We start from the raw sequence: 22,856 nt of genomic DNA, 5'->3' as shown, positions 1-22,856 counted from the left end.
CGGTCTCAGGCGGTTTGGGCGACGACGATGACGCCGCAGGTGATGAGGAAGGCGCCGAGCCATTGCCGGCGGCCGACACGCTCGCCGAGAAGCACGGCGCTGGCGAGCGCGATGGCGAGGAAGTTGGCGCTGGCGATCGGGAAGGCGATCGAAAGCGGCACCTCCGCCAGGATGCGCAGCCAGATGAAGAACTCGGCGACATAGGTGGCAAGGCCGGCGGTGACCCAGCCGCAGCGAAGCGCCGCCACGGCGGTGGTCCGGAAATCGGCGCCTTGCGGCAGCCTGTCGGCGCCGATCTTGAAGCAGAGCTGGCCCGCGACGTCGCAGGCCACCGAGAGCACGAACCAGAAGATGATCCAAGGCGTCATGACAGCACCGTCTCGAAGCAGTCGATCAGGGCCGCATTGACGCGCGCATTGCGGGCGAGTGTCCCGGGCTCCGGCTTCAGGCCTTTGGGGTGATCGAAATAGGCGAGCGTCGCGCGGAACGGATCGGTGAAGCGCGGCTTGGACCAGTCGCCGCAGACATCGATGCCGCGGATCGCGCGCGCGGAGGCCAGGCGCTGGACCGCGCGCAGCAGATGCGTCAGCGGCATCTCGCCCTGGTCCCAGTTGGTGAAGGCGTCTTCGGGGCCGAGCACATCCTTGTCGATGGTCAGCCAGATGGCGCGGGTCGGGATCGCCTCGACGAGCTCGTCGAGGAAGTCCGACCAATCCTCCTCGGCGAGATTGCGCCAGTGGAGATGGCCGCCTTCCTGCCGATAGCATGCCGTCCGCCCGTAGCGTCCCCAGACGCGCGAGGGCTGGTGGCGCCAGGGATAGAGCGCGATGCGCCCGTCGCGGACGGCGGCAAGATTGGCGAATTGCAGCTCGGGCCGGACGAGGTCGTCGCTGCAGGGGCCGATCGTCACGACCTTGCGCACATGCGGCAGCTCCAGCGCCCGGTTGACCCAGGCGCCGCAATTGACCGTGGCGGGGAAACGCACCCAGTCGGGATGGTTATCGAAATGGACGATGGTCACGTCCTCCTCGACGCCAGAGACGAGGCTGGCGGTCAAGTGGTGAAAGTCCCCGGACCCATAAAAGGTCACCGTGATCTCCCGCCCGCTGCCGGCATCGGGTGCGAGCCGGGAAGCGAGGCTTTGCAGCGCTTCCCGGCTCGCCACGATCCGCAGGCGGCAGGCAAGGTCGGCAGCATCGATGCGGGTTGCGGCCCCCGCATCGATGCGCCGGCGCAGCGGCTCCTGAGCCGCCACGCCTGCGTCGAGATCGATCACGCGCAATCGCAAGGTGGCCTCTGCGGCGTTCAGGCCGTTGCGACGCGGGTGAAGAGCTGATCGAGCAGCGCAATCGCCAGATCGATCTCGGCGTAGCTCATGGTCAGTGCGGGCGCGAGCGTGATCACGTTCTTGTAGTAGCCGCCGATATCGAGGACGAGGCCGTAGCGCTTCCCCGCGATCTCGAGATCGGCCTTCATGCCCTCGTCGCACATCAGGTCGACCAGGCGCTTGGAGGGCGTGTAGCTGTCGTGCGGCTCGCAGATCTCGATGCGCAGCGCCATGCCGAGGCCGTCGACCTCGCCGACGATCTTGTGGCGCTTCTGAAGGTCCTTGAGGCCGTCGAGGAAATACGCGCCCTTGGCCATGACCATGGTCTCGTAGTCTTCCTCCTCCATCATCTTCATCGCCTCGAGCGCCACGGCGGTGCCGAGCGGGTTGGCGTTGAAGGTGGAGTGGGTCGAGCCGGGCGGGAAGATGGTCGGGTTGATCAGCGCTTCCTTGGCCCAGACGCCCGAAAGCGGGTTCAGCCCGTTGGTCACGGCCTTGCCGAAGACGATCACGTCCGGCGTCACGCCGAAATGCTCGATCGACCAGAGTTTGCCGGTCCGGTAGAAGCCCATCTGGATCTCGTCGACGACCATCAGGATGCCGTGGTCGTCGAGCACCTTCTTCAGACCGGTGAAGAAGTTCGGCGGCGGGATGACGTAACCGCCCGTGCCCTGCAGCGGCTCGACATAGAAGGCGGCGTATTCGGCCTGGCCGACCTTGGGGTCCCATACGCCATTGTACTCGCTCTCGAAGAGTCGCGCGAACTGCTGCACGCAGTGCTCGCCATACTCCTCCTTGCTCATGCCCTTCGGGCCCCGGAAATGATAGGGGAAGGGGATGAAGTGGGCGCGCTCGCCGAAATGGCCGAAGCGGCGGCGATAACGGTAGGACGAGGTGATGGCGGAGGCGCCGAGCGTGCGGCCGTGATAGCCGCCCTCGAAGGCGAACATCAGGCTCTTGCCGTTGGAGGCGTTGCGCACGAGCTTGAGCGAATCCTCGACCGCCTGCGCGCCGCCGACATTGAAGTGAACCCGGCCCTTGGCGCCGAACTTGGCTTCCGCGTCCTTGGCGATCATCGCCGCGAGCTCGATCTTCTCGCGGTGGAGATACTGGCTCGCGACCTGCGGCAGCGTGTCGATCTGGCGCTTCAGCGCATTGTTGAGGCGCGGATTGGCGTAGCCGAAATTGACCGCCGAATACCACATCTGCAGGTCGAGGAAGCGGTTGCCCGCCGCATCGAGCATGAAGGAACCCTCGCAGCCCGAGAAGATCTTGGGGAACTGCGTGTAGTGGACGGTGTCGCCATGCGAGCAGTACTCCGCCTCGAGCGCGAGCAGGCGCGCTTCTTCCGCCGCGAGGCTGGCGCGCGATGCCGCTTGCACCGCATCGGCGGTGGCGAGCCGGGGGAATCCGTCATCCATCGATCTTGTCCTTGAGTTCTGTATGTTCCTCGGGCACGACAGTGTCGGCGAGGACGCCCTCCAGCAGGCTGATGGCCTCGGAGAAGACGGTAAAGGGCCTGTGGGCGATGCCGTTCTCGCGGCAATGCGAAACCAGGCTGTTCTTGGCGAAGACCATGTCGGCCTGGGCCGCCACGCAGAAATCCGAGCGCCCATCCCCGACGAGCAGGGTCAGGGGCCGGCTGAGATTGCTCGCGACCCGGCATTTGCAGGTGCCGCTCGCGCAGCCGCCGGACGGGTCGGCATGCGGCGAATCCAGCCGCCAGCGATCGCCGCCGATCGATTCCAGATGGTTGGCGATGATCGTCAGGTCGCCGAGACCGGCCTTGCGCATGATCCGGCGGATCGTCCGGTCCAGCCCGTCGGAAACGACGGTGACGGGGATGCCGTGATGCTGGCAGAGATGGACGAAAGCGGCGAAGGCCCAGTCGATCTCGAGGCTTTCGACGAAGGTGTCGAACACGTCGGGGGAGACGCGCAGCAGGGCGACCTGCCGTGCCATGCACTCCCGCGAGCCGATATGGCCCGCGGTCCACTCTGCCTCGATCTCTTCCCAGCCCGGCGCGGCGAAGCGCTGAAGGACACTGTCGGTCGTATCACGGCGCGAGATCGTGCCGTCGAAATCAATGATGGCCTGCCACTGCATGCGTATGCGCTCCGGAACCGTGCGCATAGCGCAAGCGGTGTGCCAAACCTTACATCGTTGTCATATATAAGTTTTTAAGTTTGGGACAGCGTGGGGGACCTGCAAAGTTTGGAAGCGCCATCAAATTTTGTAGGCTGTTGCAGCAAATCCCGGAGCCTATGGCGAGGCCTGCTCCCTGCTGCCGGGCAGGCGGTTCCGAACGGCGATGCTCAGGGAAACAGGGCCTTTTCGCGCGGCGGGTTCCCCGATCCTTCGCACTCAGGCAAGGCGATCGCCGGCCACCCGCGAATTCTCCGCCTGCGGCAGGCGCGACGTCAACCGTCAGAGTCGCATGCCGCCATCCACCGGGATCTCGGCGCCGTTGATATAGGCGCCCTCCGGTGAGCAGAGCAGCAGCGCGATGCCCGCGCAGTCCTCGGGATTGCCGATCCGGCCCAGCGGGATACGCGCGAGAGCCAGCTCTTCCCGGCCCGGCTGCGCGAGGATCGCGCGGTTGCGGTCGGTGCGCACGGCGCCGGGCTGGATGGTGTTGAAGGTGATGTCCTGTGCCTGCGTGGTGCGGGCGAGGGTGAGGATCATGCTCGTCTGCGCGGCCTTGGTGGCGGCGTAGTAGAGGCAGTCGGCATTGGCGCGCGCCTCCTGCACGGAGCCGATCGCGATGACGCGGCCGAAGCCGCGGGCCTGCATGCCGGGCAGGAAGGTCTTCAGGAGCCGTGCCGTCGCATGCAGATTGACCTCGCTCTGCACGGCGAGCGCCTCGTCGCTCAAGGTATCGAGCGTCTGGCGAATCTCGGCCGAGGCGCAGAGGACGAGGATGTCGGGTGCCAGCGCCAGCCGCGCGAGCGCGGCGGCCATGCCGTCGACGGCGCCGGGCTTTGCCAGATCGGCGATGAGCGGCGTTGCCCGACCACCCTCGCCACCGAGCCGGCGCGCAACCGCTTCGGCCTCCTCGTCGCGGTCATGGATGACGAGGAAGGCGCCCGCGCCCGCAAGAGCGGTCGCGATGGCCAGCCCGATCCCCCGCGCCGCGCCGGTGACCAGCGCGACGCGCCCCGAAAGCGGCCCCGCCATCAGCCGAGCAGCGGCTTCACGCGCGCGGTCGCGTCGTCCATCGCCTGCTGTGCGGGCTTGCGACCGAGCACGGCAGCCTGCGTTTCCTCGATGAAGATGTCGTGCGCGCGCGCCTGCTCGTCGAAGGCCGGCAGATGGATGCGCGAGGCCTTGAGCGCGGCGGCCTCGTCGGCGGCATAGGGCATCGCCGCCTTCAGCTTGTCGTCGGCATAGGTCGAGATGCGGACGGGGCCGTTGCCGTTGAGCGCCATCGCCGTCGTGCCGGCCTTGGAAGACAGGGTGCGGATGAACTCCCAGCTCAATGGCTTCTGCTTGGCGTTCTTCGGGATCATCAGCGACCAGAATTCGACCGTCGGCGCGAAGGCGACCTTGCCGGCGAGATCGGCCGCCATCGGCGGCAGCAGCGATTTGAAGCGCCCGCCATATTTGCCCTTGGACGGGTCGTTATAGGTGACGAGCCGGGCGAAGGGGTTGATCGTCATCGCGGCCCGGCCCTGCTGCATCCAGGTGGTGATCTCCTCGTTGTTCACCGTCGCGAAGTTCCGCGGCAGCACGCCGGCCTTGTAGAAATCGGCGAGGAGCGTGAGCGTCTTCACCATCGGCGGCTCGGCCGCGACGATCTTGCCGTCGGTCGTCATGTAGTCGCCGCCGAGGCAGCGGGCGAGCGTCAGGAAATTCGAGGCGAAGACGGCGGTGAAGGCGAGGCCGTAGACCTGCGTGCCGTCCTCGCGCTTGAAGGTGAGCTTGCGAGCGAGTTCCGTCAGCTCCTCGAAGGTCGTCGGCAGCTTGGTGACGCCGCGCTCTTCCAGCAGGGCCTCGTTGTAGATCAGCGCGTTGGTCGCATGGCGGACGGGGATGCCGTGCAAGGCATCGCCGACCTTGAGCGGCGCGATCAGGCCGGGCGCGACATCGTCGAAGGCCTCGATTTGCGCCTGCTTCATCAGCGCGTCGAGAGGCTCGAAGAGCTGCAGATTGCGCGGAACCGCCCGGCCATTGACGAGATAGGCGACATCGATCGAGGTCTCCGACAGCGAAGCCTCGCGCAGCAGCCGCTCATGCACGGCATTGACATCGCCGAAGGTCACCCAATTGACCTCGGCGCCATTCGCCTTGCGAAAGCCCTCGGTGGCATCGCCGCCGGGGCCGGTGGTCGCGGCCGTCTGGTGGACGCGGTGGCCGAGCGCGGTCAGCGTCTTGGCCTGGGCGAGGGCGCCTTTGGGAAGAAGCGCCGCCGTAGCGGTCGCACCGGCGAGGGCGCCGAACCGGCGGCGTGAAATGCGGAGCGTCATCGATGGTCCTCCGAGGTGTTGTTTCGACGCTGTCGTCGCGCCGCTTTTGTCGATCGATCAGGCCGGCAGCAGCGGCTGCACGCGCTTGACCAGCGAGGCCATCGCCTCCTCGGGCGTCTTCATGCCGAGCACGGCGGCCTCCGCCTCCTCCTTGAAGAAGTCGCCGGCGCGGGCAGCCTCGTCGAAGGCCGGCAGGGGCACGCGTGCGACCTTCAAGACCTTCAGCTCCTCGGCGGCATAGGGCACGGTCCCGGCGAAGCTCTGGTCGGCATAGGTCGAGGCGCGCACCGGGCCGTTGCCGTTGAGCGCGGCTTTCAATGTCGCCTCCTTCGAGGTCATCGCCTTGATGAAGCTCCAGGCGAGGTCCTTGCGCTTCGCGTTCTTCGGAATGACCATCCCCCAGAACTCGACCTTGGCCGGAGCGGCATCGTATTTGCCGGCGAGCGTCTTCGAGGCCGGTACGGCGATCGTCTTGATCTTGCCGGGGAATTTGGACTTCTGCGGGTCGTTGTAGATGCGGTTGCGGCCCATGCTCTGCAGGCTCATCGCGGCGCGGCCCTGCTGCATCCAGACATTGACGTCCTCGGGCGAGAGCGTCGCGAAGCTGCGCGGGAAGGCGTTGATCTGGAAAAGCTCGCGCAAGGTGCGGATCGCATTCAGCATCGGCGGCTGGTCCGCGACGCATTTGAAATCGGGCGTGATGAAGTCGCCATCCCAGGCGCGGGCGAGGTCGATCACGTTGGGATAGGTCACGCCCGGCGTGCACAAGCCCACGACTTGGGTGCCGTCGCTGCGGCGATAGCTGCAGGCCTTGGCGATCTCGATCATCTCCTCGATCGTTGCGGGAGGCTTGGAGAAGCCTTTCTCGGCCAGGATCTCCTCATTGTAGTGCAGGCCGGAGGAGGCGTGGCGGAAGGGGATGGCGAGCTGCTTTCCGCCGACTTTCATGCCCTGCATCAGGCCGGGAAAGATGTCGGCGGGGTCCTCGACCGGGTCCTTCCTGAGGTAGTCGTCGAGCGGCTCGAACAAAGTCGCGGCGCGCGGCACGACCTGGGTATTGACCACGAAGCCGACGTCGACCGAGCTCTCGCCTAGGCTCGCCTCGCGAAACAGCCGCTCCTGCAGCGGGCCGGTGTCGAAGGTCGTCCACTGGACGGTGACGCCGTTCTTCTGCGCCCAGTCCTTGGTGATGTCGCCGCCCTGCGCGCCGGTCGCGACCGTCTGCATGACGCGATGGGTGAAGACGTTGAACGGATTGCTCTGCGCCCGAGCCGCGCCGCCGAGCCCGGCGAAGCTCAAACCCAGGATGCCGGCCCCGAACTGCCTACGGTCGAGCGTCGCCCTCTGGCTCATGGTGATCCTCCCTGTGGTTCGCGAGTTCCGCGATGGCGGCTTCGGCCGCTTCGAAATGCTTGTTCATGGCGGCAAAGGCCGCAACCGGATCGCCGGCCCGGATCGCGTCGACGACGCGGACATGCCGCTCGAAGGTGCGCTGCCAGTCGGCGGGGCCACGCGCCTCGCGCGAATTGAATATCTCCATCACCTCACGGATCACCGGCCGCAGGCCCCGGATCTGGAAATCCAGCAGGCGGTTGCCCGAGGAGGCGGCGACGGCCTCATGGAAATCGAGATCGGCCTCGATCCAGCGCGGCACGTTGCCAAGCGCATCTTCCATCCGGGCGAGAATGAGGTCGAGCTTCTCGATATCCTCGGCCGTGCGGCGCTCGGCACTGTGCGCGGCGATCGGCGGCTCCAGGATGCGGCGCAGTTCTACCGCCTCGGTCAGGCCATTGGCGCGGCCGCGCACGGCGAAGCGGTAGAAGCGGTCGAGCGGGGCGGCATCGAGCGCCTGCACTCGCGTCGGCTTGCCCTGCTGGATATGGACGACGCCCATCGCCGCGAGCTGGCGGATGGCCTCGCGGGCGATCGGCTTGCTGACACCAAAGGAGGCGGCGATGCGCGCTTCCGAGGGCAGGAAATCGCCCGGCTTGAGCCGCCCGTCATGGATGGCCTGGGTGATGCGCTGGATCACGGCATCGCCGAGACGCATCGGCACGACATCGCCTCCGGCGAAAAGGTCGTCCTCATCCAGCACGGAACGGGCGGTGTCGCTCATCAAATTCCTCCGGCGGCGATCATTGACAGATGCCGCATTCCTTGGCAACTGTTCAACCTATCAGATAAGATGATGTCCTTCAGGGAGGACGCGAGCCCATGCCGGCCAGCCGGATATCGAAGATCGCCGTGCATCCGCTGCGGGCGACCCTGCCCAAGGTCCAGCGGACATCGCAGGGTGACTACCCGGCGATCGAGATCGTCGTCGTCGAGGTCGAAACCGAGGACGGCACGGTCGGCTTCGGGGAGGGGCTCTGCCGGCGCGGCGCCGCGGGCTATGCGCGCTTCATCGAGGAGGCGCTGGTTCCGCGCCTGATCGGACGCGACGCCGCCGACCGGCGCGCGCTCTGGAAGGCGATGCGCGCGGCACTGTCCGGCCGGCCCGGCGGCCAGATCGTCGAGGCGATCGCCGCGATCGACATCGCGCTCTGGGACATCGCCGGAAAGCAGGCGGGCGAGCCGATTCACCGATTGCTCGGCGGCATGGGGCGTAAGGAGGTCGCGGCCTATGCCTCCTCGATCAACTGGCTCGACGATGCGACGGTCGAGGCCGAGGTGGCGGCCGTTCTGAAAGCCGGCTTCCGCGAGATCAAGGTCAAGCTCGGCCATCCGCTCAGGGACGCCATCGCCCGCGCGAAACTGATCCGTAGGCTCGCCGGCGACGACATCGCCCTCTATGTCGACGCCAACTGGGCCTATGACGTCGACGACGCGATGATCGTCGGGCGGGCGCTCGCCGATCTCGGCTACGGCTTCTTCGAGGAGCCGATCGCTCCGCATGACCGCGAAGGCTATCGCCGTCTGGCGCAGCACCTGCCGATCCGCCTGGCGGCCGGCGAGAGTGACTATGTCGCGTCTGAGGCGCTGATCTCGTTGCAGGACCGCTCGCTCGGGCTGATCCAGCCGGACGTGACGCGCTCGGGCGGCATCACCGAGACCTGGCGCATCGCCGAGCTCGCGGCGACCTTCAATACGGCCTATGCGCCGCATGTCGGCTGGTCAGGCGCGATCTGCGTTGCCGCGAGCCTGCAATTGGCGGCGGCGGCGGAAACCTTCCGCACCTTCGAATGCATGGTCTACGAGAACCCACTGCGCGATGCCTTCACGCGACCGCTCGTCGGCGAGGGCTCGCAACTGGTCGACGGCAAGCTCGCCATTCCGCAGGGGCCGGGCCTCGGCGTCGAGATCGACCGCGAGGTGCTGAAGCGCTTCAGGATCGCTTGATGACCAGCCGCACGCCCCTTTCCGCCATCGCGCTGGTCACGCCGGTCCAGCTCATGATCGGCGGCATCATCTTCCTGCCGGCGATCTACGTCTTCTGGCTGAGCCTCAACCAGTCCTCCTTCGGCCAGCAGGCGACATTCGTCGGCCTCGCCAACTACGCCAAGGTGCTGGCCGATCCGTATTTCTGGAAGGCGCTGCTCAACACCGTCATCGTTGTCGCGATCGTCGTGCATGTGGAGTTGCTGATCGGGCTCGGCATGGCGCTGTTCTTCGCCTCGGGCGTGCCGTTTCGCGCGCTCCTGCTCGCCATCGTGCTCGCGCCCTATGCCGTCAGCGAAGTCTCGGCGGTGGTGATGTGGCGCTACCTGTTCGAGCCCGATGTCGGGATGATGAGCCGGTTGCTCGCCACCATCGGGCTGCCGCCGATCGAATGGGCGGTGAATCCGAGCCACGGCCTCGCCATGGTCAGCCTGCTCTCGATCTGGCTGCACCTGCCGTTCTCATTCATCATCCTCTATGCCGCACGGCTTTCGATCCCCAGCGACCTCTACGAGGCGGCGTCCATTGACGGCGCCTCGGCCTGGACCAGCTTTCGCCGCGTGACGCTGCCGCTCTTGATGCCGGCGCTGCTGATCGCGGCGCTGTTCCGCTACATCTTCGCCTTCCGCCTGTTTTCCGAGGTCTGGCTGATGACCGGCGGCGGACCCGCACGCTCGACCGAGGTGATGGCGGTCTATCTCTATCTCGAGGCCTTCCGCTACAACGCCTTCGGCCCGGCCGCGGCCACCGGCTGGTTGCTCGTGCTCGCCTCGCTCCTGCTCGCGCTGTTCTATCTGCGCCGGCTCTACCGGGAGATGTTCGCGCGTGCCTAAGCTGCTTCGCCATTTCCTGAAATTTTTGGGCGTGCTGGCGGTCGTCGCCTGGTCGCTCGTGCCGATCGGCCTGATCGCGATGTCGTCCTTCAAGGCCGACCGCGACATCTTCTCGCCAACGGGCGCCTTTTCCTTCGTCCCGACGCTGGCGAACTACCAGGCGCTGTGGAGCCGCTGGGGCGATTTCTTCTTCGGTCTTTGGAACAGCTTCCTCGTCACGGTCGGCGCGACCGTGCTCGCGGTCGGCGTCTCGCTGCTCGCCGGCTTCGCCTATTCGCGCTTCGCCTCGCGCGGATTGCAGGCCTCGGCCTTCTTCCTGATCTTCATCCGCCTGATCCCGCCGATCGTGATCACGCTGCCGCTCTTCCCGGTGGTGAACTGGCTCGGCCTCAACGACACGCATGTCGTGCTGATCGTGCTCTACGCCACCTTCTTCGTCTCGCTGGGCACGGTGGTGATGCGCACCTTCATCGACCAGATCCCGCGCGAGCTGGACGAGGCCGCGATGATGGACGGCGCCTCGCAGTTCCAGATCATCATGCGCGTGATCCTGCCGATGGCGGCGCAGGGCATGCTGGCGGTCTCGGTCTTCGTCATCGTCTATGCCTGGAACGAGTTCCTCTTCGCCTTCATCTTCACCACCACCAAGGCCAAGACCGCGCCGCTGGTGATCTCCGAGATGATCGGCGCCGTCGAGGGCGTCGAATGGGGCGTGCTCTTCGCTGCGTCCACCGTGCAGCTCGTGCCGGTGCTCGCCTTCGTCATCCTCATGCAGAAACACCTCGTCGCCGGCCTCACCGCCGGCGCGGTGAAAGGCTGATCGCCATGACCCCGTCAGATTCCCGGCTCGACGATCTCAGACGCGCCTTGCGCGAGAGCGACCCAAGCTTAAGCCGCTTCGATCCGCTGCCGCGGATCATCTGCCTCGACGATTTCGACCGCGGCATGTGCGGCTGGACCCAACTCGTCGGCAATTACGAGGACACGCTCGACGCGATGCTGCCGGGCTATGCCCAGCACAGCCACGCCATGCTCTCGACCCTGCCGAACTGGGATTTCGGCTCGCATGGCGGCGTCGACGGCTCCTACGCGCTGAAGATCGCGACGCGCCCGAAAAAGGGCGCGCAGAATGTCGCGATCAAGCGCCTGACCTTCCGCAAGGCCGGGCCGATCCGGCTCGAGGCCTATTTTACCTTCAAGCCGGAGGCGACGGAGCTCGCCCTGTCGGAGACCGATATCCGCTCCTTCGGCTTTCTCTACGATCTCCAGATCGGCGACACCTCAGGGCCGGGAGATCGCGTCATGCCGCATCTGCGCTTCCTCAACGCGCAGGACGGCCAGCACATCCAGAAATGGCAGTTCAAACGAAAGACCACGCCGATCAAGCCGATCGGCACCGCCGGCAAGACGATCACGCATTACCATCTCGCTCCCGAGGACTGGGAGGATCTGCCGGGCGGCGAGCAGCGGCTCTGCTACAACGAGATCCCGACCAAGGTGAACTGGCATTATCTGCGCTTCGATTTCGACCTCGCGGCGATGCAGGCGACGCGCTTTCAGGTCAACGACCGCGTCTTCGCCATGGACGGGTTCGACTGCATCCGCATCCCGGCGATGAAGAACCTGTGGTGCATGCTGAACCTCGCCTTCTTCGCCGAGACGGACACCGACAAGCGCGCCTTCGCCTATCTCGACTCCGTCTGCCTGTCGGGGGATTTCTGATGCTGCCCGAAAACCTCACGGCGATCGTCGCCCGCAACGAAAGCTGGACGGGGGCGAGTGCGACCGAGCCCTACGAGGCCGGCTGGGCGAAGGAGGCCATCGTCTTCGTCCGGGCGCTCAAGGCCCCGGTCGGCCCATTGCCCAAGGCCAGGGTCGAAATCTCGGCGGACGGCATGCACTGGTGTCCCGAGGGCTCGGAGTTCGACCTGCCGGCGGCGAAGGACGCCGTGACCTTCCAGCGGCTCGCCCATTTCGGCAACTTCCTGCGCATCGCCGCGACGGTGCCGAAGGGTGCCGAGATCACCGTGCTGGTGACCTTCCATCTGAAGGCCTGATCGCGGGACATCCGTAGAGCTTGCTGCGTTGTCGCGGAAGCACGGGATCCATGCCGGAGCCTTGATCGAAAAGGGTCAGGCATGGATCCCGGGTCAGGCCCGGGATGACGGCGTGGTTCGGCGCAAAATCGGCATGCCCTAATAGACGTCGGCCTGATAGCGCCCGGCCTTCCGCAAGGATGCGACATAGGCGATCGCCTCCTCGCTGGAGCGCCCGCCATGCTCCGCGACGACATCGACCAGAGCGCGCTCGACATCCTTGGCCATGCGCTTGGCGTCGCCGCAGACGTAGAAATGCGCGCCCTGTTCGAGCCAGGCCCAGAGTTCGCCGCCACGCTCGCGCATGCGGTCCTGGACATAGACCTTCTCGCCCGCATCGCGCGACCAGGCGAGCGTCAGGTTGGTGAGGAAGCCGGCATCCTTCATCGCCTGCAATTCGTCTTCGTAGAAGAAGTCGCAGGCACGCCGCTGATGGCCGAAGAACAGCCAGTTGCGGCCCGGTGCCTTGGTCGCCTGCCGGTCGTGCAGGAAGGCGCGGAAGGGCGCGACGCCCGTGCCCGGACCGCACATGATGATTGGCGTCGCCGGATCGGCGGGCAGCCCGAAGCCATGGGCGCGCTGGACATAGACCGGCACCTTGTCGCCGGGCTCGACGCGCTCGGCGAGGAAGGTCGAGGCCACGCCCCAGCGCGGGCGCGTGCCGATCTTGTAGCGCACGGTATCGACGGTCAGCGTGATGCGGCCCGGCGTGGCGTTGTGCGAGGAGGAGATCGAATAGAGCCGCGGCTGCAGCGGATCGAGCGCCTCGACGAAGGCCTCCGCCGAGAGCCGCGCCTGCGAGAATTTGTGCAGCGTGCCGAGCACGTCGAGCCGGTCGATATCGCCGTCGGGATCCTCCCCGGCGGCGAGGCGCCTCGCCTTGGCGCGGGCTTCCCCGCCGGTGACATAGGAGATGAGCTGGAACAGCGCATCAGGCGCCGGTCCGAGCGCGCAATCTTCCATGAGCCTGTCGCGCAGGGGCTTGCCGCCGATCTCTGCGTCCGGCCGCGCGCCCAGAAGCGCGACCACCGCATCGACGAGGCGGGGATCGTTCCGCGCGACGATGCCGAAGGCATCGCCGACCATATAGTCGAGCCCGCTCTCGGAGAGGTCGAACTCGACATGCCAGGTTTCCTTCTCGGAGCCCGCGCCATTGAGCTTGCGGCGCGAGAGAAAGGTCGCGAGCGCCGGGTTCTCGCGGCAGCGACCTTTCGGCCCCAATTCCGCTGCCGGTGCAGTCTCGGTGGGGGCGGCCGGGGCCGAGCCGCCGGGCTCCTCCATCAGCGCCTTGACCTGCCGCAGCGTCTCCTTGCCACCTGGCGCGCAGAGATTGAGCCTTCCTTCCGCGCCGGAAGCGATGGCGGCGGAATAGGTCTCGCAGACATAGCCGCATTGCCCGCAATCCTGCTGGGCCATCGCAGCATAGAGCCGGCGGGGCAGGGGCTTGCCCTCGGCGAGCTGCAGGCGCTCCGTCATCGGCATGGACGGGTCGTGCCAGGGCGCTCCGTCATCCTCGGCCTGCTCCATCATCGCGGCGTTCTGCGCCGGGGACAGGGCGGTGACGCCGGCATTGTCGAGCGAGAGCAGCCCGGCGAAGAAGCCGTTGAGCCAGGAGCGCTGCTCCTCGCTGAAGGGCGCGCTCTCGGGGACGATCTGCGCGAGCGGAGTCGGCGTCTGCACGGTCATGCCGCTTCTCCCGCCTCGGTGACCAGCGCCCTCAGTGCCGCGATCTCGTGGCGCCGCGCGAAGGCGACGAAGCTTTCGTCGGGCGCCGCGCGGTGCGACTGCCAGCTCCGCAGGATCGCTTCGACGAGGGCAGGGGCCTCCTCGGCCTTCACATGCGTCAGCAATTCACGGCCGATGCCGCCTTCCACGCCATAGCCGCCGCCGACGAGGATATTGTAGCCGGGGACGGTGTCGCCCTCGTCACCGACCGGCACCTTCTGCCCGATCAGGCCGATATCGCCGATATAGTGCTGGGCGCAGGAGTTGTGGCAGCCGGTCAGATGGATGTTGACCGCCTGGTCGAGCGCGATGCGCGGCTCGCAATGGGCGGCGATGGCGAGCGCGTCCTCCTTGGTGTGCGCGCCGGCGAATTTGCAGCCGGTCGCGCCCGTGCAGGCGATCAGCCCGGCGCGCAGGATGGAGGTCTCGGCCGAGAGGCCGGCGGCTTGCAAATTCGCGAGCGCGTCCTCGATCTTCGCGTCGGGCACGCCGGAGATCAGGAGGTTCTGCCAGACGGTGAGGCGGATATCGCCGTCGCCGCATTGGCGCGCGATCGCCGCGATGACGCGCATCTGCGGCACGGTGAGCTTGCCCACCGGCAAGGCGACGCCGATCCAGTTCAGGCCGGCCTGAGCCTGCGCATGCACGCCGATATGGGCGAGGCGGTCATAGACGGGGCGCGGCGCGACGAAGGCGCCGTCGAGCCGGAGCAGCCGGCGCCCCAGCTTCTCCTCGACGGCGGCGAGGAACCGCTCGAAGCCCCAGGCATCGAGCACATATTTGAGCCGGGCCTTGTTGCGGTCCGTCCGGTCGCCATGGGCGATGAAGACGCGCACGATGGCATCCGCCACGGCAATCGCGTCGGAAGGCGCAACGATCACGCCGGTGTCGCGGGCGAGATCCTTGTGGCCGGTGATGCCGCCGAGCGCAAGGCGGTACCAGATGCCCGGCTCGACCGGCTGCCCGTCGCAGGAGGCGCCTTCCAGCACGTCGATGGCCTGGAAGCCGATATCGTTGGTGTCCTCCAGCGTCGCGATCGAGCCGGCGCCGTCGAAGGCGACGTTGAACTTGCGCGGCAGGCCGTAGAGCGAGCGGTCGTTGAGGATGTGGTGGTGCCAGGCGCGGGCATGCGGGCGCGTGTCGAGGAGTTCGAGCGGGTCGATGCCGGCCGTCGCCGAGCCCGTGACGTTGCGGATGTTGTCGGCGCCCGAGCCCTTGGCGGTCAGGCCGAGATCGGCGAGCCCTTCCAGCAGCGACGGCGCATTCTCGGCCGAAATCTCGCGGATCTGGAGATTGGCCCGCGTGGTGACATGGCTGTATCCCCCGCCGCAGCGCTCGGCGAGATCGGCCACGCCCTCGAACTGCCAGGCGTTCAGGATGCCGTTGGGAATGCGCAGCCGGCACATATAGCTGTTCTGCGCCGGCGCCACATAGAATAGGCCGTGATAGCGCCAGCGGAAATCATCCTCGGGCTTGGGAAATGCGCCGGTGGCGGCCTGTGCCTTGAAGCGGGCATAGGCGTCGAAAGGGTGCTCGGCCTGTTTCCACTTCTCCTGCGGAACGAGCTTGCCGCCGGCGGCGACCGCGCGCTCCTGCGCTTCCAGATGTTCTCGGTCGGGCCCGGCGGGAGGCGTTCCGCCACCTGCTCCGCCGAGCGGCGCGAGCCCGCGCGCGGCCCGGGCCGATTGCATGCCGCTGGTGAAGCCTTCGAGATAGCGCTTCTGATCGGGTGTGAAATCGTCGCTCATGGCCGGCGTCGTCACGCCGCCTCGACGAAGCGGTGGCGTTCGTAGAGGAATTTCAGCACCGCCTCGCGCGCGCCGATGTAGGTGCGGTCAGAGACCAGCTCCAGCCGCTTGCGCGGGCGGGCAAGCCGCACGTCGAGCACTTCGCCGATGCGGGCGGAGGGGCCGTTCGACATCATCACGATCCGGTCGGAGAGCAGCACGGCCTCGTCGACGTCGTGGGTGATCATGATCATGGTGTTGCCGAGCGCGGCATGGATCTGCATCACCGAATCCTGCAGATGCGCCCGCGTCAGCGCGTCGAGCGCGCCGAAGGGCTCGTCGAGCAGCAGGATCTTCGGCTCCATGGCGAGCCCCCGCGCGATGCCGACGCGCTGCTTCATGCCGCCGGAGATCTCGGCCGGCCGCTTGTCCTTGGCATGGGCCATCTGGACGAGGTCGAGATTGTGCATGATCCAGCCATGCCGCTCGGCCCTGCTCTTGGAGCTGCCGAAGACCTTGTTCACGGCGAGCGCGACATTGTCGTAGACGGTGAGCCAGGGCAGCAGCGAATGGTTCTGAAAGACCACGGCCCGGTCCGGGCCGGGCGCATTGACCTCCTTGCCCTCGAGCAGGATGCCGCCGCTCGTCGCCGGCGTCAGCCCCGCGACGATGTTGAGCAGGGTCGACTTGCCGCAGCCGGAATGGCCGATGATCGAGACGAACTCGCCCTTGTCGATGACGAGGCTGATGTCCTTGAGCACCTCCGTCGTGGCGGCGCCGCGCTGGAAGCTTTTGTCGACGTGGTCGATCTTGAGATAGCTCATCGTTCAAGCCCTCAATGGGTCGCGGTGCCGCGGGTGACGACATGGCCGAGAAGGGCGACGAGGCGGTCCAGCAAGAAGCCGACCACGCCGATATAGACCAGCGCCACGATGATGTCGGAGAGGCGGGAGGAGTTCCACGCATCCCAGATAAAGAAGCCGATGCCGACGCCGCCGGTCAGCATTTCGGCGGCGACAATGGCGAGCCAGGACAGACCGACGCCGATCCTCAGGCCGGTGAAGATGTAGGGCGCGGCCGAAGGCACCATGATCTTGAAGAAGAACTCGATCTGGTTCAGCCGCAGCACCTTCGCGACATTGCGATAATCCTGCGGAATATTGCGGATGCCGACGGCCGTGTTGATGATGATCGGCCAGATCGCGGTGATGAAGATCACGAAGATCGCCGAGGGCTGGCTGTCGCGGAAGGCGGCGAGCGAGAGCGGCAGCCAGGCGAGCGGCGGCACCGTGCGCAGCACCTGGAAGACCGGGTCGAGCCCGCGCATCGCCCAGATCGACTGGCCGACCAGCGCGCCGAGCAGCACGCCGACCACGGCCGCCAGGCTGAAGCCGATGGCGACGCGCTGCAGCGAGACCAGGATGCGCCAGCCCAGCCCGATATCCTGCGAGCCCGCCCAGTAGAACGGTTCGACGATCAGGTCCTTCGCCTCTTCCCAGATCTTGGTGGGCGTCGGCAGGGAGGATTGCGGTCCATGCGCGGCGAGCTGCCAGAACAGCAGGATCAGCGCCACCGTGATCAGCGGCGGCAGCAGATTGACCATCGCTGCCTTCGCCCAGCCCGCGAGCTTCGCCCCCAGCGGCTTCGACGTCGCGGCCGGCAGCGACACGACCTCCGGCGGCTTGCCGGGAAGGGTGACGACTGTCGCGCCCGCGATCGTGTCCTTCAAGACAGGCTGACCCATGTTCCAGTCTCTCCTCTGACCGAGCTCTTGCGTCGCATGCGTCATGCCGCCTCGCTGGCGCGTGGCCGCGCCCCGATGCGACGGATTTCGGGAAGGCAGGAGCCGCAATTGGTGCCCGCCTTGAGTTGCAGGCCGATCTCCTTGGCCGTCGTCGCGCCGGCCTCGAAGGCGGCGCGGATGGCGTTCAGGCCCACGCCGAAGCAGGCGCAGACGGTCGGACCGGGATCGCTCCCGTCGGGGCTGCGTCCGGACAGCAGGGCGAGCCGGCTCTCCACGGTCGCGGCGGGATCGGCAAAGACGGCCTTGACCGTATCCCAGAGCGGGGCGCGGCCCGCCGGTGCGAGGAAGAGGGCGGCCGCGAGCCGGCCTTCGCGGAGCACGGCGCAGCGATAGCTGCCGCCGTCGCGGTCGATCAGCTCGGTCATCTCATGACCGCCGAAGCGTTCGCGCATCAGCGCCGCCAAGGCATCGATGGCCGAGTCGGTGGCGAAGAGCCGGCCTTCGCCGCCCTGCACCGCGAGCCGTGCCCACCAGCTTTCTGCAGGCAGCGCGAAGGGCTCGCGCGACAGGACGAAGCCCTCGAAGCGATAGGCGACCGGCGCGATCGAAACCGGCGTCGCCTTCATTTCGGGCTGGCCGGAAAAGGGGTCGCAGAGCGGCTGCGCCAGCGCTCCGATGCGCGCGTCGGAGGCGGTTTCTCCGGACCAGTGGATCGGCGCGAACAGCGAGCCCTGGGCCACGCCCTCATCGGCCGAGACCTTGAGTACAGCGCTGCCATGGGCGCTGGCGAGCCGTGCGAAGCCGCCCTCGATCAGCCCGAAACGCGCGATGTCGGCCGGATTCGCGGAAACCGAAGGCTCGGCGATATGGGCGCTGAGCCGGGGGCTGAGCCCGGTCCGCGTCATCGTGTGCCAGTGGTCGCGGACGCGGCCCGTGTTGAGCAGCAGCGGGAAGGTGCCGTCGGTGTCCGAGGCGAGCTTCGGCGCGGCGAGCGGGCGCATCTGCGCGCGGCGCTCGGGGCCGAAAAAGCCGCCATCGGCGAAGAGCCGCGCGGTGCCCTCGCGCTGCCGCTCCGGTACCGGCCACTGCACCGGCCGCAGCCTGTCATAGGCGGCCTTGTCGAGGCGGGCATGGGCGCCGATGTCGAAATCGCGCCTGCCATCGTTCTCGAAGGCCGACAGCGCCGCGTGCTCGGCATAGATGTCGTGCGCGCCGGTGTAAGTGAAGGCGGCGCCGAAGCCGAGACGCTTCGCCACCTCGCAGACGATCCACCAATCCGGCTTCACCTCGCCCGGCAGCGGCAGGAAGGCGCGCTGGCGCGAGATCCGCCGCTCGGAATTGGTGACGGTGCCGTCCTTCTCGCCCCAGGCGGCGGCCGGCAGGATGTAGTGCGGTTTCGCCGCGACCGTATCGTTCGAGAGCACGTTCTCGGAGACGACGAAGAGGTCGAGGCCGGCGAGCGCGGCGCGAACCTTGTCGGCCTCCGGGAGAGAGGCGGCGGGGTTCGTCGCCATCACCCACATCGCCCGGATTCGGCGCTCAGCGACCGCGTCCAGCATCTGGACGGCCTTCAGCCCCTCGCGGCGGGCGATGTTCGGCGCCTGCCAGAAGCGGCGCACGCGGTCGATGTCCTCGGGAGCGTAACCCATATGGGCGGCCAGCATGTTGGCGAGCCCGCCGACCTCGCGTCCGCCCATCGCATTCGGCTGACCGGTGAGCGAGAAGGGACCGCAGCCGGGCCGTCCGATCCGCCCCGTCGCGAGATGACAGTTCAGGATTGCGGAGACCTTGTCCGTGCCTTGCGCCGATTGGTTGACGCCCTGGCTCCAGGCCGTCACGACATGCGGTGTGCTGGCCCAAAGCTCGTAGAAGGCCGCAATCTGCTCGGTGGGCAGGTCGGTGGTGGCGGAAACCGCGGCGATGTCGGGGGCGATCTCGCACGCATTGGCGAGTGTCTCCTCAAAGCCGGCGACATGGCGCGCGACATAGCTGCGGTCGACGAGGCCGCGCCCGGCGAGATGGACAAGCAGCCCCGCGAAGAGTGCTGCGTCGGAACCGGGCCTCAGCGCCAGCACCATGTCGGCGTCCTCCGCCGTCGCGGTGACGCGCGGATCGAGTACGACGAGGCGCGCGCCGCGCCCTTGACGATTGTCCTGCATCCGCCGGAACAGGACCGGGTGACACCAAGCCGTGTTCGAGCCGACGAGGACGATCAGGTCGGCCCCGTCGAAATCCTCATAGGCGCCGGGCACCGTGTCCGAGCCGAAGACCCGACGCTGCGCCGCGACGGTCGAGGACATGCACAGCCGCGAATTGGTGTCGACATGGGGCGAGCCGATGAAGCCCTTCATCAGCTTGTTGGCGACGTAATAATCCTCGGTCAGGAGCTGGCCGGAGAGGTAGAAGGCGATCGCCTCGGGCCCCTGCGCTGCGGCGATGCTCCGCAGCCCGTTGGCGACGGCGTCGAGCGCCTCGCCCCAGCCGATCCTGTCATAGCTCCCGGCGGCGTTGCGCTTCAGCGGATGGAGCACCCGGCTGCCCAGTCCCAGCGTCTCGCCGAGCGCCGAGCCCTTGGAGCAGAGTCGCCCCCGATTGGCCGGATGATCCGCATCGCCCGCGATCGCGGCCCCGCCGATCCCGTCCGGCGTCGCCAGCACGCCGCAGCCGACCCCGCAATAGGGACAGGTCGTGCGCGTCGCAGCCGGGGCGAGGGGGGCGTCATGGCGCATCAGGCGGCTTCCCTGACGCAGTAGCTCTCGCCGAAAGGCAGGTCGGCGCGGATCGCGCTGATGTCCTGGCCCGAGCGGATCAGCCCGAGATAGAACAGCGCGCCTTGCGTGTCGCCGACGAGCACGCAGCCGGCGAGGCGCCCGTCGCGCAGCACGAATTTGCGATAGATGCCGGCGCTGGGATCGCGCAGCACGACGGTCTCGGCGCCGTCACCGGCCTCGAACTCGCCGGCAGAGAAGACGCCGACGCCAGAGACCTTGAGATTGGTCGCGAGCAGCGAGCCCTGATAGGCGCCCTCCCGCCCGGCGAGCCGGGCGGCCAGCACGCGCGCCTGTTCATAGGCCGGCTCGACCAGCCCATAGGCGAGGCCGCGATGCTCGGCGCATTCGCCGATGGCGAAGATGGCGGGATCGTCGGTGGCGAGCCCGTCATCGACCAGGATGCCGCGCCCGACGCTCAAGCCAGCAGCCCGCGCGAGGCCGGTATTCGGGCGCACGCCGATGGCGATGACCACGAGATCGGCGGGAATCTCGATGCCGTCGGTCAGCATGACAGCCTCGACATGGTCGCGGCCCACGAAACCTTTCGTCTCTGCTCCCAGTCGCACATCGATGCCGCGCGCGGCCATCGCTGCCGCAAGCAATCCTGCGCCTTCATGGTCGAGCTGGCGTTCCATCAGGCGGTCGACCAGATGCAGCAGCGTCACCGCACCGCCCGCTCGGGAAAGGCCATAGGCGGCTTCCAGTCCCAGCAAGCCGCCGCCGATGACCACGATCCGGGCGCCGCGCTGGGCATAGGCCCGCATCGCGCCGACATCGGCGGTGTCGCGGAAGGTCGCGACGCCGGCGAGATCGCTGCCGGGGAAGGGCGGCCTGAGCGGCGTCGAGCCGGTCGCGAGCACGAGCTTGCCATAGGGCAGCGTCAGCCCGTCACTGAGGGTCACCCTCCGCGCGGCGCGGTCGATGGTCTGGGCCGGCCGGCCGTAGAAGGTCGAGATGCCGCGCGCCCGCCACCAGGGGGCCGGCTTGAGCTCGATCTCTGGCTCGCCGATCTCGCCCGCCAGCAGCGGCGAGAGCAGGACGCGGTTATAGGCGAGGCGCGGCTCGTCCCCGATCACCGCGATGGAATAGCGCCCGAGCGCGTGCTGGCTGAGCTCGTCAACCAGCCGCGTCGCGGCCATGCCATTGCCGACGATGATCAGCGGCTCGGCCATGCGTCAGGCGATCCGCTTGATCTTCAGCGCCTTGAGGTAGTCCATCGGCGCCGCAGGATCGAACTTCATGCCGTCGAAGAAGGTCTCGACGCCACGCGAATCCGAGGTCGGGGCGCCTGCGACGCCGAGCGTCTTGGCGGCCTCCAGCCAGAGATCGGAGCGATTGACCTTGTTGACCAGCGTCTTGATGTCAGTGTTCGCCTCGAACTTGCCCCAGCGGATGTTCTCGGTGACGAACCAGGTATCGAGGCTCTTCCAGGGATAGGAGACCGAGCCGCCTTCGCCCCAGAACTTCATCAGCAGGTTTGTGCCCTTGGCGACCTTGCCGCGGCCGTAATTGATGTCGCCCTTGATGCGGCCGATGATGTCCGGCACCGGCACGTTGAACCATTGGCGACGGCCGATGATCTCGGCCATCTCCTGCTTGTTCTCCATCTTCTCGCACCAAATCTGGGCTTCCATCGTGGCTAGCATGATGGCCTGCGTGGCCTTGGGATTGGCGTCGACGAAGTCGGCGCGCATGCCCAGCGCCTTCTCGGGATGCTTGAACCAGATCTCGCCGGTGGTGGCGGCGGTAAAGCCGATGTCCTGGTTGACGAGCTGCTCGTTCCACGGCTCGCCGACGCAGAAGCAGTCCATGGTGCCGACCTTCATGTTCGCCACCATCTGGGCCGGCGGCACGACGATGGTCGCGAGGTCATTGTCGGGGTCGATGCCGCCGGCGGCGAGCCAATAGCGGATCCACAGGTCGTGCGTGCCGCCAGGGAAGGTCATGGCGACCTTCACCTCCTTGCCGGCCGCGCGCTTCTTGGCGAAGGCCTCCTTCAGCGCGGAGGAATCGGTTCCGACCGGCAGTTCCTTGTATTCGTTGGAGACCGACAGGCCCTGGCAGTCCTCGTTCAGCCGCATCAGCGTGTACATCGGCAGCGGCTGGCTGTTCTGCATGACCTTGCCGGTGGTGTAGAGATACGGCTTGGGCGAGAGGATGTGCGCCCCATCGATGCCGTTCGCCTTGAAGCCAAGCGCCATGTTGTCGCGCGTCGCACCCCAGGAGGCCTGCTTGGCGATGTCCATGTCGGGCAGGCCGTATTTGGCGAAGAGGCCCTTCTCCTTCGCGATGATCAGCGGCGAGGCGTCGGTCAGGGCGATGTAGCCGAGGCGCGTGCCCTTGACTTCGGGCCCAGTCCCTTGCGCGAAGGCGCCCGACGGCAGGGCGGTCTTCGCCGCCGCCAGCAGCGCGGCCGTGCCGGACAGTTGCAGAAAGCGGCGACGGCTGGCACCTGCCGGCGCCAATGCGGTCATCCCGATCCTGGTCTTGGAGCTCTGCGTCATCGATCGCCTCTCGGTTGCTGAAAACCGCTTGCCCTGGAGCTGGCCCCGAACGCGAAAAACGCCGCGCGAAAGACGCCTTGCCAGGCGCATTTCGACAGCGACGTTGCTGTGTCTTCCGGATCGGGGGTGGCGCGGGCAGCGTTGGCCGCGTCACGGCAGACGTATCAAGGATCGTGCCAACCGTTCCGCCATGGGGCCGGCTTTGAATTGCAACAGTTTGCGAATTCGGGGAGATGCGGACGGCGGCGCAATTGCCTTGTTGCGTCGCACAATGGAAGCGCAAGA

At 67.2% G+C, this 22,856-nt stretch carries 20 protein-coding genes; 5 read left to right on the top strand and 15 right to left on the bottom strand.

Going from position 1 to position 22,856, the window contains the following annotated elements; all coding sequences use genetic code 11:
• Positions 1-5: 5 nt before the first annotated feature.
• From GGC47_RS01725 to GGC47_RS01690, 8 genes are all read right to left on the bottom strand, one after another.
• Positions 6-368, bottom strand: a complete 363-nt coding sequence (locus GGC47_RS01725; RefSeq protein WP_038361524.1) for an EamA family transporter — start codon at positions 366-368, stop codon at positions 6-8.
• Positions 365-1,276, bottom strand: a complete 912-nt coding sequence (locus GGC47_RS01720; RefSeq protein ID WP_185747789.1) for an arginase family protein — start codon at positions 1,274-1,276, stop codon at positions 365-367. The genes GGC47_RS01725 and GGC47_RS01720 overlap by 4 nt, the downstream gene beginning before the upstream one ends.
• 29 nt (positions 1,277-1,305) lie before the next feature.
• The gene (locus tag GGC47_RS01715) at positions 1,306-2,748 is read right to left on the bottom strand and encodes an aspartate aminotransferase family protein (protein ID WP_113252164.1); all 1,443 of its coding nucleotides are present in this window, start codon (positions 2,746-2,748) and stop codon (positions 1,306-1,308) included.
• Positions 2,741-3,433, bottom strand: coding sequence for an MtnX-like HAD-IB family phosphatase (locus tag GGC47_RS01710; protein ID WP_185747790.1), 693 nt, complete (start codon positions 3,431-3,433; stop codon positions 2,741-2,743). The genes GGC47_RS01715 and GGC47_RS01710 overlap by 8 nt, the downstream gene beginning before the upstream one ends.
• A gap of 321 nt (positions 3,434-3,754) precedes the next feature.
• Positions 3,755-4,504 carry an SDR family NAD(P)-dependent oxidoreductase gene (locus GGC47_RS01705; protein WP_142020317.1) on the bottom strand — a complete coding sequence of 250 codons (750 nt, stop codon included), beginning with the start codon at positions 4,502-4,504 and terminating at the stop codon, positions 3,755-3,757.
• A complete protein-coding gene (locus GGC47_RS01700; protein ID WP_142020318.1) occupies positions 4,504-5,793 on the bottom strand; it encodes an ABC transporter substrate-binding protein in 1,290 nt (429 codons plus the stop codon). The genes GGC47_RS01705 and GGC47_RS01700 overlap by 1 nt, the downstream gene beginning before the upstream one ends.
• Before the next feature lie 57 nt (positions 5,794-5,850).
• On the bottom strand, positions 5,851-7,146 hold the full coding sequence (locus GGC47_RS01695) for an ABC transporter substrate-binding protein (protein ID WP_429066651.1): 1,296 nt from the start codon (positions 7,144-7,146) through the stop codon (positions 5,851-5,853).
• Entirely contained in the window at positions 7,118-7,909 is a 792-nt protein-coding gene (locus tag GGC47_RS01690; RefSeq protein WP_142020320.1) for a FadR/GntR family transcriptional regulator, read from the bottom strand. The genes GGC47_RS01695 and GGC47_RS01690 overlap by 29 nt, the downstream gene beginning before the upstream one ends.
• Before the next feature lie 98 nt (positions 7,910-8,007).
• On the opposite strand from GGC47_RS01690, the gene GGC47_RS01685 reads away from it, so the two are divergent.
• The 5 genes from GGC47_RS01685 to GGC47_RS01665 are packed head-to-tail and all read left to right on the top strand — an operon-like array spanning position 8,008 to position 12,061.
• Complete coding sequence (locus GGC47_RS01685) at positions 8,008-9,132, top strand: mandelate racemase/muconate lactonizing enzyme family protein (protein ID WP_142020321.1); 1,125 nt, start codon at positions 8,008-8,010, stop codon at positions 9,130-9,132.
• Positions 9,132-10,004 carry a carbohydrate ABC transporter permease gene (locus GGC47_RS01680; RefSeq protein ID WP_112763465.1) on the top strand — a complete coding sequence of 291 codons (873 nt, stop codon included), beginning with the start codon at positions 9,132-9,134 and terminating at the stop codon, positions 10,002-10,004. Before GGC47_RS01685 ends, GGC47_RS01680 begins: the two co-directional genes overlap by 1 nt.
• Positions 9,997-10,824, top strand: a complete 828-nt coding sequence (locus tag GGC47_RS01675; RefSeq protein ID WP_429066647.1) for a carbohydrate ABC transporter permease — start codon at positions 9,997-9,999, stop codon at positions 10,822-10,824. Before GGC47_RS01680 ends, GGC47_RS01675 begins: the two co-directional genes overlap by 8 nt.
• Positions 10,825-10,829: 5 nt before the next feature.
• On the top strand, positions 10,830-11,726 hold the full coding sequence (locus GGC47_RS01670; RefSeq protein ID WP_142020322.1) for a DUF6772 family protein: 897 nt from the start codon (positions 10,830-10,832) through the stop codon (positions 11,724-11,726).
• Entirely contained in the window at positions 11,726-12,061 is a 336-nt protein-coding gene (locus tag GGC47_RS01665) for a hypothetical protein (protein ID WP_142020323.1), read from the top strand. The genes GGC47_RS01670 and GGC47_RS01665 overlap by 1 nt, the downstream gene beginning before the upstream one ends.
• A gap of 138 nt (positions 12,062-12,199) precedes the next feature.
• Here GGC47_RS01665 and GGC47_RS01660 read toward each other — a convergent pair whose 3' ends face one another.
• Genes GGC47_RS01660 through GGC47_RS01630 form a run of 7 tightly spaced genes read right to left on the bottom strand, consistent with a single transcriptional unit; the run spans position 12,200 to position 22,571 of the window.
• A complete protein-coding gene (locus GGC47_RS01660; protein ID WP_142020324.1) occupies positions 12,200-13,786 on the bottom strand; it encodes a sulfite reductase subunit alpha in 1,587 nt (528 codons plus the stop codon).
• The gene (locus GGC47_RS01655) at positions 13,783-15,573 is read right to left on the bottom strand and encodes a NirA family protein (protein ID WP_142020325.1); all 1,791 of its coding nucleotides are present in this window, start codon (positions 15,571-15,573) and stop codon (positions 13,783-13,785) included. The genes GGC47_RS01660 and GGC47_RS01655 overlap by 4 nt, the downstream gene beginning before the upstream one ends.
• A gap of 11 nt (positions 15,574-15,584) precedes the next feature.
• Positions 15,585-16,376 carry an ABC transporter ATP-binding protein gene (locus GGC47_RS01650; protein WP_038361557.1) on the bottom strand — a complete coding sequence of 264 codons (792 nt, stop codon included), beginning with the start codon at positions 16,374-16,376 and terminating at the stop codon, positions 15,585-15,587.
• Between the two features lie 11 nt (positions 16,377-16,387).
• Positions 16,388-17,296, bottom strand: coding sequence for a nitrate ABC transporter permease (ntrB, locus tag GGC47_RS01645; protein WP_142020326.1), 909 nt, complete (start codon positions 17,294-17,296; stop codon positions 16,388-16,390).
• Between the two features lie 41 nt (positions 17,297-17,337).
• Positions 17,338-20,025 (bottom strand): nitrate reductase, encoded by a 2,688-nt coding sequence (locus GGC47_RS01640; RefSeq protein WP_142020327.1) that lies wholly within the window; start codon positions 20,023-20,025, stop codon positions 17,338-17,340.
• Entirely contained in the window at positions 20,025-21,239 is a 1,215-nt protein-coding gene (locus GGC47_RS01635) for an NAD(P)/FAD-dependent oxidoreductase (protein WP_142020328.1), read from the bottom strand. The genes GGC47_RS01640 and GGC47_RS01635 overlap by 1 nt, the downstream gene beginning before the upstream one ends.
• Before the next feature lie 3 nt (positions 21,240-21,242).
• Complete coding sequence (locus tag GGC47_RS01630) at positions 21,243-22,571, bottom strand: CmpA/NrtA family ABC transporter substrate-binding protein (RefSeq protein ID WP_370953942.1); 1,329 nt, start codon at positions 22,569-22,571, stop codon at positions 21,243-21,245.
• Positions 22,572-22,856 lie beyond the last annotated feature (285 nt).

It is taken from the genome of Allobosea sp. OAE752, assembly GCF_050433265.1.
GTDB lineage: Bacteria > Pseudomonadota > Alphaproteobacteria > Rhizobiales > Beijerinckiaceae > Allobosea > Allobosea spartocytisi.
This window is presented reverse-complemented; position numbering and strand designations above follow the sequence as displayed.

What these genes read in the sequence shown, in the direction of transcription:
- GGC47_RS01725 (WP_038361524.1), bottom strand. Translation starts at nt 368, where the DNA reads ATGACGCCTTGGATCATCTTCTGGTTCGTGCTCTCGGTGGCCTGCGAC.
- GGC47_RS01715 (WP_113252164.1), bottom strand. Translation starts at nt 2,748, where the DNA reads ATGGATGACGGATTCCCCCGGCTCGCCACCGCCGATGCGGTGCAAGCG.
- GGC47_RS01710 (WP_185747790.1), bottom strand. Translation starts at nt 3,433, where the DNA reads ATGCAGTGGCAGGCCATCATTGATTTCGACGGCACGATCTCGCGCCGT.
- GGC47_RS01705 (WP_142020317.1), bottom strand. Translation starts at nt 4,504, where the DNA reads ATGGCGGGGCCGCTTTCGGGGCGCGTCGCGCTGGTCACCGGCGCGGCG.
- GGC47_RS01700 (WP_142020318.1), bottom strand. Translation starts at nt 5,793, where the DNA reads ATGACGCTCCGCATTTCACGCCGCCGGTTCGGCGCCCTCGCCGGTGCG.
- GGC47_RS01695 (WP_429066651.1), bottom strand. Translation starts at nt 7,146, where the DNA reads ATGAGCCAGAGGGCGACGCTCGACCGTAGGCAGTTCGGGGCCGGCATC.
- GGC47_RS01690 (WP_142020320.1), bottom strand. Translation starts at nt 7,909, where the DNA reads ATGAGCGACACCGCCCGTTCCGTGCTGGATGAGGACGACCTTTTCGCC.
- GGC47_RS01685 (WP_142020321.1), top strand. Translation starts at nt 8,008, where the DNA reads ATGCCGGCCAGCCGGATATCGAAGATCGCCGTGCATCCGCTGCGGGCG.
- GGC47_RS01680 (WP_112763465.1), top strand. Translation starts at nt 9,132, where the DNA reads ATGACCAGCCGCACGCCCCTTTCCGCCATCGCGCTGGTCACGCCGGTC.
- GGC47_RS01670 (WP_142020322.1), top strand. Translation starts at nt 10,830, where the DNA reads ATGACCCCGTCAGATTCCCGGCTCGACGATCTCAGACGCGCCTTGCGC.
- GGC47_RS01665 (WP_142020323.1), top strand. Translation starts at nt 11,726, where the DNA reads ATGCTGCCCGAAAACCTCACGGCGATCGTCGCCCGCAACGAAAGCTGG.
- GGC47_RS01660 (WP_142020324.1), bottom strand. Translation starts at nt 13,786, where the DNA reads ATGACCGTGCAGACGCCGACTCCGCTCGCGCAGATCGTCCCCGAGAGC.
- GGC47_RS01655 (WP_142020325.1), bottom strand. Translation starts at nt 15,573, where the DNA reads ATGAGCGACGATTTCACACCCGATCAGAAGCGCTATCTCGAAGGCTTC.
- GGC47_RS01650 (WP_038361557.1), bottom strand. Translation starts at nt 16,376, where the DNA reads ATGAGCTATCTCAAGATCGACCACGTCGACAAAAGCTTCCAGCGCGGC.
- ntrB (WP_142020326.1), bottom strand. Translation starts at nt 17,296, where the DNA reads ATGGGTCAGCCTGTCTTGAAGGACACGATCGCGGGCGCGACAGTCGTC.
- GGC47_RS01640 (WP_142020327.1), bottom strand. Translation starts at nt 20,025, where the DNA reads ATGCGCCATGACGCCCCCCTCGCCCCGGCTGCGACGCGCACGACCTGT.
- GGC47_RS01635 (WP_142020328.1), bottom strand. Translation starts at nt 21,239, where the DNA reads ATGGCCGAGCCGCTGATCATCGTCGGCAATGGCATGGCCGCGACGCGG.
- GGC47_RS01630 (WP_370953942.1), bottom strand. Translation starts at nt 22,571, where the DNA reads ATGACGCAGAGCTCCAAGACCAGGATCGGGATGACCGCATTGGCGCCG.